Consider the following 10,624-nt stretch of genomic DNA (forward strand, 5'->3'; position numbering starts at 1 on the left):
TCACGGTTGCCGTTCATGTTTGTAGACATTTCCTGCGCTCAAGAGACGATGAACCCCCGTCTGATGTTGAAGCACTGATTCGAAGAAACGTTTTGCCGATTCGCCCGATTCGACCAGGGCAGCAGAATACGCGCAAAACACGCTATAAATCATCTGTAAGCTTCGTCTACAGAGTAGCATAAATCGGTTCGAATGAACATTTTTTAAGCGGATTGTCTATCCGCTTGTTTGCTGTACACTTTTTTCAGACTGCACCAAAAAAACAAACGGCACAGGGGTTTCCCTCATGCCATTTTGGATTCCATTTCTATTCTCGGTCAATGTCATTGAGTTAACTTAATGACATTGCCCTATGTGGGCGGCTTTTTTGTTTGTCATACTACCTCTCGTCACACATCCCGCATCTTATGCTCATACTCACGCTCACACTCGCATCTCCCATATCTCACCACAATCGGACGTATGGACTGCTATGTTGGATTAATCCACTCATTTTCTGCAATTCGAGCGATTCTAGCTAGCTATATTGGATTTTTCCACTCATTTTCGGCCGAATGGGCTATTTTCGCGTCTTTCGGGTTGAAATGAGTGGATTTTTCCATTATAGATTGCAATTTCGGTTGTTTTGGCCATCCTATGTTGGATTAATCCACTATAAGCGAGACAACGGCCTAAGCTGAGCAGCAGAGCAGCAGATTAACAGATCAACAGAATATCAGATCAACAGAATAGCAGATCAAAGTACCAGCTAGCCCCTCACCACCAGCAGCTCCATAAAGTCAGGCACCGCCATCGCTTCCAGCTGCTTGCGGTCGCTGCACACTTCGGCAATGCGCTGCGCCTGTTCTACCGCGTACCTCGTTGCCAGATTTGCCTCGAACTTCTCGATTAAGAGCGGGATACCTTCGCTTCTGCGGCGTTTATGGCCGATTGGATATTCCGTCGCCACCTCCGCCGTCGCGCTTCCGTCCTTGAAGAACACTTGCACGCTGCTCGCGATCGAGCGTTTCTCCGGATCGAGATAATCGACCGAATACGGTACATGCTCGGTCACTTCCATCAAGCTGCGCAGGCGGTCGATGCGCGGGTCGGCGGCCGCTTCGTCCTCGTAGTGATCCGCCGTCAGGCTGCCATGAAGCAGTCCGATTGCGGTCATGTACTGCAAGCAATGGTCACGGTCAGCCGGGTTATGCAGCGGTCCCTTCTTATCAATAATCCGAATGGCGGATTCATGCGTCCTTATGCGGATGCTCGCAATATCGCTTAATCGGCCTAATACCGCCGGATGCAGTTGGATCGCGCTCTCCACCGCTGTTTGCGCATGGAACTCGGCGGGAAAGGAAATTTTGAATAGTACATTCTCCATGACGTAGGCGCCATATGTACGGCCCAAGTTGAACGGCTGGCTTTTGAAAGATACATCGTAGAATCCCCATCCTTTCGCCGATAGCGCCGACGGGTAGCCCATCTCTCCTCGCAGCACGATCAGCGCAAGACGAAGTGCACGGCTTGTCGCATCGCCTGCAGCCCAGGACTTGCGGGAACCCGTATTCGGCGCATGACGGTATGTGCGCAGCGCCTGACCGTCCAGCCAAGCGTGCGAGAGCGCATTGATGATGTCGGTCTTGGTGCCGCCAAGCAGAGAAGTTGCGACTGCAGTTGATGCCACTTTGACGAGCACGACATGATCGAGCCCGACGCGGTTGAAGCTATTTTCGAGCGCCATCACGCCTTGGAGCTCATGCGCTTTGATCATCGCCGTCAGCACATCGCGCATCCTTAGCGCCGGCTGCCCGGCTGCGAGACGAAGCCTGCTCGTATAGTCGGCCGCAGCCAGAATTGCCCCTAGGTTATCGGACGGATGGCCCCACTCCGCCGCAAGCCATGTATCGTTATAATCGAGCCACCGGATCATGCAGCCGATGTTGAACGCCGCCGTTACCGGATCGAGCCGGTAGCTGGTGCCCGGCACGGGCACGCCGCCTGCCATTTCCGCACCGGGTACAAGAGGACCGAGCAGCTTGGTGCAGGCGGGGTATTTCAAGGCGAGAATGCCGCAGCCGAGCGTATCCATCAGACAGTAACGCGCCGTCTCGTAAGCCAGATCACTATCGATATCGGCATTCGTCACATAGTCAGCCATGTCGACGAGCACTTGGTCCGGCTCGGGCCTTATGTTGTCCCCGCTGTGTCCGTTTCCCACGAAAGGATCACCTCGATTCCTATGCTAAAATCGTACGTGCACGTCGGCCCACGCTTGATTATCCGGTCCGATGTACGCTGCTGACGGACGAATGAGACGGTTATTGAGCCGCTGCTCCATGATGTGGGCAGTCCAGCCTGTTATGCGGGAAATAACGAAGATCGGCGTAAACATTGATGTCGGCACGCCCATGAAGTGATACGCGGAAGCGCTGTAGAAATCGAGATTCGGGAACAAACCCTTCTCCTGCCGCAATACACCTTCAATCGCCTCGGATATGGCGTACAGCTGACTATCCTGCGCCCAGAGCGACAACGTCTCCGACCATTTCTTAATAATGTCGGAGCGCGGATCAGACACCGTATATACCCGGTGCCCGAAGCCCATAATGAGCTGCTTCGCCGCTAGCCGTGCACGCGTCCCTTCCTCCGCTTCCTCCGGCGTCTCGAAGGAAGTGATCAGCTCCATCACCGCCTCATTCGCGCCGCCGTGCAGATTGCCGCGCAGCGTGCCGATCCCTGTTGCGATGCAGGAATGGTAGTTAGACAGCGTGGATGCCGTTACCCGGGAGGCAAACGTCGATGCATTAAACTCATGCTCGGCGTAGAGAACCAGCGAGACATCGAAGACACGAATGGCAAGCCGTTCGGCGTGGCGCCCGTGCAGCAGGTAGAGAAAGTGACCTGCAACGGTGTAGTTGTTGTAGTCGTACTCTTGTGGATCTGACTGCTGCGGCTTCGAATTGACTGATGGCTGCGAAGCAGATGACGGCTGCGATGCTGCAGCTGACAGTTGCGATTCACTCGGAACGTCCTCATCCGTATCCGCTGTAAGAACAATCGGCGCCGCTTCGGCTGGTTCAGGCTTCGATGAAGGCGGAGCAGCAATGTCTTTAATGGTTCCACGGTGAAAATGGTACCAGTGCAGCAGCATCGGACCCGTCAGCGCAATGAGCCTATCCGCGAGATCGGCAGTTGTCCTCGATGCGGTCTCCGGCTCCATCGTGCCGAGTGCCGTGCAGCCGACCTGGAGCACCTCCATCGGATGCGCATCTGCAGGCAGCAGCTCCAATATGCGTTTCAGCGTTTCAGGCAGCCTGCTTGCTTCCCCCAGCTTCTTCCGATAGTTCGTCAACTCATCGATATTCGGCAGCTTGCCATAGATGAGCAAATACGCCGTTTCCTCGAAGCTGCCGTGCTCTGCCAAATCTTCAATGGAGTAGCCGCGGTACGTTAAACCGCGGCCATCCTTGCCAACCGTACTGATAGCTGTGGAACCGGCCTCAATACCGGCCAAGCCCCCGGGCTTTTTTACAGCCATCGTTCACTCCCCCTCATCCGGTTCGTCAACTTGAGCAAACAGTGCATCCAGCTTGCGCTCGTAATCGTAGTAGCCTAAGTACCGATAGAGCTCCTCCCTCGTCTGCATATCGCCAAGCACGCTCGCCTGCGTCCCTTGCGCACGAAGCGCGGTGTACACCTTCAGCGCAGCCGCGTTCATTGCTCGGAATGCCGAGAGCGGATAGAGCACCATCGACACGCCGACGCCAGCAAGCTCATCCACGGTGAACAGCGGCGTCCGCCCGAACTCCGTAATGTTCGCGAGCACCGGCACGTTCACATGCGAAGTGAACGCCGCGTAATCTTCCAAGCTGCCAGCCGCCTCGAGAAAAATCATATCCGCACCCGCCTCGACATAAGCGAGCGCTCTCGCCACTGCGCCATCCATCCCTTCCGAAGCAAGCGCATCGGTGCGCGCCATCAGCACGAAATCCGCATCGGTCTTCGCGTCCGCTGCAGCCTTGATGCGATCCGCCATCTCGGACGCGCTCACGATCGCTTTGTTCGGCCGATGCCCGCAGCGCTTGGCAGCGACCTGATCTTCAATATGGATGCCCGCAGCTCCGGCGCGGATCATCTCGCGCACCGTGCGGGCGATATTGAACGCGGAGCCAAAGCCGGTATCTGCGTCAACGAGCAGCGGCAGCTCGGTGGCTGCGCTGATGCGCCGCACATCCTCCAGCACGTCGCCCTGCGTCGTGATGCCAAGATCGGGCAGGCCGAAGGAGGCGTTCGCCACCCCGGCCCCCGATATATAGAGCGCGCGGAAACCGACCGATTCCGCGAGCATTGCCGCATAGGCGTTGATAGCGCCGGCGATTTGCAGCGGCTTCTCCTGCTGCAGCGCCTCGCGGAACCGGCTGCCTGGTCCTGGTGAGCTTCGATTGGTCATTGCCATAGTAGGTGCTAACACTCCTTTCGAGAGCGACCTGCTGCTGCTGCACAGGTTCGTCAGACCTTAAATGCCAGTGCAAGTGCAAGTGCCAGTGCAAGGTGCCTAGCCGCGCATCAGCTCGCCCGATATGACCATCCGGTGAATCTCGTTCGTGCCTTCGTAGATTTGCGTCACCTTCGCATCGCGGAAGAACCGCTCCGCCGGCAGCTCGCCATCCAGTCCGCTGCCGCCGCACCATTGCAGCGTCTGCGTGGTGACGCTCATCGCCGTGTCGCTGGCGAACATCTTCGCCATCGACGCCTCCTTCGTGCAGCGCAGCCCCCGCTCATGCAGGTCCGCCGCGCGATACACGAGCAGCGCCGCGGCCTCGACCTGAGCGGCCATATCGCGCAGCTCCGCCGCTGCCTTGCTCCGCTGGCGCGCGGGCATCGCCGCCGCCTGCTGCTCCGCGAGCGCTAGCGCCCCTCGCGCGATGCCGAGCGCTTGCGCGCCGATGCCGATCCGCCCGCCGTTCAAGGCGGACTTGGCGATGGCGAAGCCCTGCCCTTCCTGCCCGAGCCGCCGCTCCGCAGGAACGACCGCTTCTTCAAGAATGAGCTCGCACGTGTTCGAGCCGTGCAACCCCATCTTCTTCTCTTTCTTGCCGACGCGAAAGCCCGGCGTGTTCTTATCGACAAGAAACGCCGTAATGCCGCCGCGATTGCCCGTGTAACCGTCCTGCACCGCGGCGAACAAAATGTAATTGTCCGCTTCGCCGCCGTTCGTAATGAACAGCTTGGAACCGGACAGTACATACGTATCGGCATCGCGAACCGCAGCCGTTCGGATCGTGGACGCATCCGAGCCTGCATGAGGCTCCGTTAGCGCGAAGGCTCCGAGCCACTCGCCGCTGGCCAGCTTCGGTAAATACGCCTGCTTCTGCTCATCGGTGCCGTGATACACGATCGGCAGCGTCCCGACCGACGTATGCACCGACAGAATCACCCCGACTGCCGCGCTTACGCGAGACAGCTCTTCAATCGCCAAAATATACGCCGTCAGCGTGAGGCCGCGGCCGCCATACCGATGCGCAATCGGTATGCCCATAAATCCTTGGCGCCCCATCTCGTCGACGAGTGCCCGAGGAAACGTATCATGCTCCTCCATCGCAGGAACCGCTTCTGCGACAGCGCTTGCCGCAAACGCCCTCACGCTGCTCCGCAGCCGCTCCTGCTCTTCCGTAAATTGCAGTTTCACAAGAAGAAGTCATCCCCCTTCACCCTTCATAGGAATAAAATCCGCGGCCGCTCTTGCGGCCAAGCCATCCGGCATGCACGTAGCTCCGCAGCAGCGGGCACGGCCGGTATTTGGAATCGCCAAAACCGTCATGCAGCGTCTCCATAATGGCGAGGCAAGTATCCAGCCCGATCAGATCCGCCAGCGCCAGCGGTCCCATCGGATGGTTCATCCCAAGCCGCATGACGCCGTCAATCGCCTCCGCGGAAGCAACGCCCTCATAGAGCGTGTAGACCGCTTCGTTGATCATGGGCATCAGAATCCGGTTGGACACGAAGCCGGGAAAATCGCGCACCTCAAGCGCCGTCTTGCCCATCCGTTCTGCCAGCTCCGCCACCGTTGCATAGGTTTCATCTGACGTACGCAAGCCGCGAATCACTTCAACGAGCTTCATAACAGGCACCGGGTTCATAAAATGCATCCCGATTACCTGCTCCGGCCGTCCGGTTACGGAAGCCAGCTCCGTGACAGGCAGCGACGAAGTGTTGCTCGCGAGTATCGTTTGCGCCGATGCAACGCTATCCAGCTCCGCAAGCAGCGTCTTCTTCGCGTTCATGTTCTCGATAATCGCCTCTATGATGAGGTCGGCATCTTCGCCTGCTTCTTGCAGACTGCCCGCCGCACGGATACGGCTGCGCGCTTGCTCTGCCTGCTCCTGCGTCCACTTGCCCTTGGCAACGCCGCCGGAGAGCTGCTTCTCAATGCCCGCCAACGACCGGCTCACCCGCTCCGATTCCGCGTCATACAGCCGCACTTCGCAGCCAGCCTGCGCCGCGACTTGAGCGATGCCGCTGCCCATCTGCCCTGCGCCGATAACGGCAACTTTGTTAATGCCCACTGGACTCGTTCACCTCCCGTGACTTGGGGACTGAAGAACACCAACCCGCCGCCCTAGCTTTGTGCATCGCCGCCGCCAACTCGCACCAGCACGGCATCTCCCTGCCCGCCGCCGCTGCAGATCGCTGCAATGCCAAGACCGCCGCCGCGACGCTCCAAGCTGTTTATCAGGGTCAGCACGATTCGTGCTCCGCTTGCGCCGATCGGATGACCGATCGCGATCGCGCCGCCATGCACGTTCACTTTGTCCGCTTCCAGGCCGAGCAGCTTGCTGCATGCAAGCACGACGACCGCGAAAGCTTCGTTTATCTCGAAGCGGTCAATCGCGCTTAGGGGCAGCCCCTGCTTCGCGAGCAGCTTCTGCACGGCAAAAGCTGGGGCGATCGGGTAATTGCGCGGCTCCACGCTAACCGCCGCGTGCCCGAGCAGCTCGGCGCGGACAGGCAAGCCGTCCCGCAGCGCTCTCTCCTTGGATGCGACGACGAGCGCCGCCGCGCCGTCGTTCAGCCCCGGGGCGTTGCCGGCCGTAATCGTGCCGGAGCTTCCGCCTCGAAACACGGGACTGAGCGCTGCCAGCTTCTGCGCGCTTGTATCTCCACGCGGCGCTTCGTCCGTATCGATCGCGAACACATGGCTTTTCGACTGAGCAGCAGTCCCCGTTAGCGGAACCGGGATAATCTCCGAGAGGAATACGCCCTGCATGCTCGCCTGCACCGCGCGTTCATGGCTGCGCAGTGCCCATTCGTCCTGCTCGAGCCGCGTAATGCCATAATCGGCGGCAATGGTGTCCGCGTAATCGCCCATATGCATATCTGCAAAAGCACATCGGAGGCCGTCTCGCTGCAATAGATCCATGACTCGACTATCGCCCAACCGCAGTCCCCAGCGCGTACCCGGCAGCGCATAGGGCACGTCGCTCATATTTTCCATGCCGCCGGCAACGATCAGTTCCGCATCGCCTGCGGCAATGATCTGCGAAGCAAGCGTCAAGCTGCGCATACCGGACGCGCATACCTTATTGATCGTCTCCGCTGGTACGGCTGGCGGAATGCCGGCGTGATCCGCCGCTTGCCGCGCAGGATTTTGCCCGGCTCCCGCTTGAATGGCCATGCCCATCATCACTTCGTCGACCGTCTGCGGCTGGACGCCGCTCTTCTGAAGCGCCCCATGGATCGCGATGCCTCCAAGCTGGACCGCCCTCATTCCTTTCAATGCGCCGCCAAACTTGCCGAACGCCGTACGCGCCCCTCCAGCAATTACAAGCTCAGCCATGGCGATGGCTTCCCCCTCTCCTGCGCGGCAGCCTTGGCACGGCAATCTCGAGTCCTTTGCAGATTTGCACCGCTTTGGCGTCTCGCATGTACCGCTCCACCGCAAACTCTTTGATGTATCCGTAGCCGCCGAATACCTGCACAGCCCTAATCGTCGACGTCACTGCCGCATCTGCTGCAAAAGCCAGCGCCATCCCCGACTTCCCCTCATCAGCAGTTCCATCTTTATCCTCTCGATGCGCCGCCTGATAGACAAGCAGCCGCGAGGCATCCGCCGCCGTCCGCATATCCGCGAGCATAAAGGCAACCGCCTGATGCTTCGCAATCGGCTTGCCAAACTGCGTTCGCTCCATCGCATAAGCGAGCGCCGCAGCTGCCGCCCCTTGCGCGATGCCCGCCGCTATTGCTGCGAGCCCATATTGAATGCTTGCCGCCGCTTGCCCCGCAATTGCGCTGCCCTGCCCTTCTCGCCCGATCCGCTGCCGCTTCGGGATGCGGCTCTGCGTGAATTTCAGATGCGCCATTCCCGCCGAGCGCAGTCCGAGCTTCTTCGTGACCGGCTGGATGACAAGGCCGGGACAATCCCGCTCTACGACGAACGCACTGTAGCGCTTCCTTCTGCCCGCTCTGCTCTGACCGGTCTCCGCATAGATAATGAAGAAGTCGGCGGTCGTGCCGCCGAGGACATATTTTTGCACCCCGTCGAGTACATAGTCCCCTTCTTCGGTTTCCGTCTGAGCGGCGGTCAAGCCTACACGCAGCGACGTGCTGCCGGACACCGTTCCCGGAAGGATGCCTGATCCTATTCGGGTACCGTCGATCAATGCCCTCAGGTAGTGCCGCTTCAGCTCGCCGCTGCCATACGTATAGAGCGGCCAAGCCGCCAAATAAACATGCGCCCATAGTGCCGCCCCGAGCGACGCGCTGACGCGGGACAACTCCTCCAGCACAAGCACGAAGCTCAAGAAACCGCCGCCTGCTCCGCCTTCCTCTTCAGGCCACGGCAGCCCGGTGAACCCAAGCTCTGCCATCGCCCCAAAAGCATTTCGATCGAACAATTCCGCCTCATCCAAGCTGTTTGCCGCACGTGCAATTTCATTTTCTGCAAAACGGGCCGCCATCTCGCGAATCATCTGCTGCTCATCTGTAAGCTGAAAATCCATCTTGTACGCTCCTCCCTCTTCGGCTAAAGACAGAGCGCTGCTTCACTATGGGTGCTTATTACATCGTATTTTCGCCGGAGCAGATTCATGATAGAGTGAGGGTAAAGGTGCTTGTTTTGACCAAAATGAGGAATGGGGAGTCAGGCGCATGAGCATGAGCATGAGCAATGAAGTTGATTTCGAGGCGCGGGACGAGGCGTTATCGGGCGCGTTCCGCGAGGCATGCCGAGCGGTAAAAATGGGCTGGCTCGAGCGTTTGGAGGTGCTGCTTCAGGAGCATCCGGCGCTTGCTGTCGCGCGTTCGAAGCAAGGGCGCACGCTGCTGCATCATCTTTGCGATTGGCCCGGCCACTGCCCGCATCGGCTGGAGACAGGACAGGCCTTATTGGCGGCTGGCGCTGATGTGAATGCGCGCGCCATCGATCCGGAACGCGGCGAGACCGGCTTGCAGTGGGCCGCGAGCAACGACGATACGGTGCTGGCGGCGATGCTGCTGGACGCCGGCGCTCCGGTCAATGGCTTGAACGACGATCGCCGGCCGCTGGCTCAGGCGATCTGGTACGGCTGCACGCAGGTGCGAGATCTGCTGCTCGCCCGCGGCGCGGCGCTTGATCTTGAGCTGGCAGCAGCCGCAGGGCGCGCTGACCTGCTGCCGGGCTTCTTCGGCGAGGACGGCCAGCTGCTGCTCGCGAGCGCCGGGGTACACCGGGAGCCGGTCAACACGCCGATGACCGGCGAACCTATCGCGAATGAGCTGCTGCAGCAGGCGCTCATTTATGCTTGTATCGGCGGCAGCGCGGAAACCGCTGCCTTCCTGCTCGATCGCGGCGCGGACGTGAACGCGATCCCGCGCGGCTTCGACGCCACCGGCGGAGCGGCGCTGCACTGGGCGGCAGCCTCGGGCAACGCCGCGCTGGTGGAGCTGCTGGCTAGCCGCGGCGCCGATCTCGCCGCGCGCGACCGCCGGTACAACTCGGCACCGGCAGGCTGGGCGAATCACTTCAAGCAAGCGGAGACGGAAGCGCTGCTGAAGCGGCTCGGGGGATAGCTGGCTGCTCAATAAATAATCTTTCAACGACAAAGAGTGGTACTACGTACCACTCTTTGCTCAATTTCAGTAATTTTCAGCTCATGTGTGGTACCACGTACCACTCTTTGCTCGATTTCCCGCAATTTCGACTCATGTGTGGTACCACGTACCACACATGACACGGACACGACCCAATACCCTTAGGTAGTCAAACCACATACGCGAACGTTGGCGGTAACGAGTTCATATAGCAGGTCCAGCACACTCCCAGCTAATCAATTCCAATCGAGTAGGAGGAGGCGGCTAGCCTCCGTCCTCTCACACCACCGTACATGCGGGTCCGCATACGGCGGTTCCAAAAGGTTAACAAAGCTCCAAATAACGAGAAAGCATACTCTTCAGCCCTTTCACTTCCCAATAGGAAGTCGGAAGGGCGTTGTTTGTGTTTCGGGACATTTCCCATGCACCACGCCTTGAATTCGCCATGATCAGAATCGCCCATTTTGGTACGCCAAGTGCTCGAAGCTCGCGGATTCGGGTGCGTACCCGTTTCCATTGCTTCCACAGACACATTCGAAGTCTTCGGCGTATCCATTGATCGAATCGTTCG

At 59.2% G+C, this 10,624-nt stretch carries 10 protein-coding genes; 2 read left to right on the forward strand and 8 right to left on the reverse strand.

Going from position 1 to position 10,624, the window contains the following annotated elements:
• A partial coding sequence (locus tag A8990_RS31920; protein ID WP_220376857.1) for a hypothetical protein occupies positions 1-182 on the forward strand: 182 nt, incomplete at its 5' end.
• Positions 183-748: 566 nt separating this feature from the next.
• On the opposite strand, the gene A8990_RS30890 is transcribed toward A8990_RS31920, so the two are convergent.
• From A8990_RS30890 to A8990_RS30920, 7 genes are all read right to left on the reverse strand, one after another.
• Positions 749-2,203, reverse strand: a complete 1,455-nt coding sequence (locus A8990_RS30890) for a bifunctional 2-methylcitrate dehydratase/aconitate hydratase (protein ID WP_281272538.1) — start codon at positions 2,201-2,203, stop codon at positions 749-751.
• Between the two features lie 24 nt (positions 2,204-2,227).
• Positions 2,228-3,523 carry a citrate/2-methylcitrate synthase gene (locus tag A8990_RS30895; protein WP_116192858.1) on the reverse strand — a complete coding sequence of 432 codons (1,296 nt, stop codon included), beginning with the start codon at positions 3,521-3,523 and terminating at the stop codon, positions 2,228-2,230.
• A 3-nt stretch (positions 3,524-3,526) separates the two neighbouring features.
• Complete coding sequence (gene prpB, locus A8990_RS30900) at positions 3,527-4,441, reverse strand: methylisocitrate lyase (protein ID WP_245996319.1); 915 nt, start codon at positions 4,439-4,441, stop codon at positions 3,527-3,529.
• 99 nt (positions 4,442-4,540) lie between these two features.
• Entirely contained in the window at positions 4,541-5,668 is a 1,128-nt protein-coding gene (locus tag A8990_RS30905; protein WP_116192865.1) for an acyl-CoA dehydrogenase family protein, read from the reverse strand.
• 25 nt (positions 5,669-5,693) lie between these two features.
• Positions 5,694-6,551 carry a 3-hydroxybutyryl-CoA dehydrogenase gene (locus tag A8990_RS30910; RefSeq protein WP_116192859.1) on the reverse strand — a complete coding sequence of 286 codons (858 nt, stop codon included), beginning with the start codon at positions 6,549-6,551 and terminating at the stop codon, positions 5,694-5,696.
• A gap of 53 nt (positions 6,552-6,604) precedes the next feature.
• The gene (locus A8990_RS30915; RefSeq protein WP_116192860.1) at positions 6,605-7,822 is read right to left on the reverse strand and encodes an acetyl-CoA C-acetyltransferase; all 1,218 of its coding nucleotides are present in this window, start codon (positions 7,820-7,822) and stop codon (positions 6,605-6,607) included.
• The gene (locus tag A8990_RS30920) at positions 7,815-8,984 is read right to left on the reverse strand and encodes an acyl-CoA dehydrogenase family protein (protein ID WP_116192861.1); all 1,170 of its coding nucleotides are present in this window, start codon (positions 8,982-8,984) and stop codon (positions 7,815-7,817) included. The genes A8990_RS30915 and A8990_RS30920 overlap by 8 nt, the downstream gene beginning before the upstream one ends.
• A gap of 148 nt (positions 8,985-9,132) precedes the next feature.
• Here A8990_RS30920 and A8990_RS30925 point away from each other — a divergent pair, with 148 nt between their 5' ends.
• Complete coding sequence (locus A8990_RS30925) at positions 9,133-10,032, forward strand: ankyrin repeat domain-containing protein (protein WP_116192862.1); 900 nt, start codon at positions 9,133-9,135, stop codon at positions 10,030-10,032.
• Between the two features lie 345 nt (positions 10,033-10,377).
• Here A8990_RS30925 and A8990_RS30930 read toward each other — a convergent pair.
• The coding region (locus A8990_RS30930) for a group II intron maturase-specific domain-containing protein (protein WP_342772955.1) at positions 10,378-10,624 on the reverse strand (247 nt) is incomplete at its 5' end.

Origin of the sequence: Paenibacillus taihuensis (assembly GCF_003386535.1) — a bacterium.
Lineage (GTDB): Bacteria > Bacillota > Bacilli > Paenibacillales > Paenibacillaceae > Paenibacillus_Z > Paenibacillus_Z taihuensis.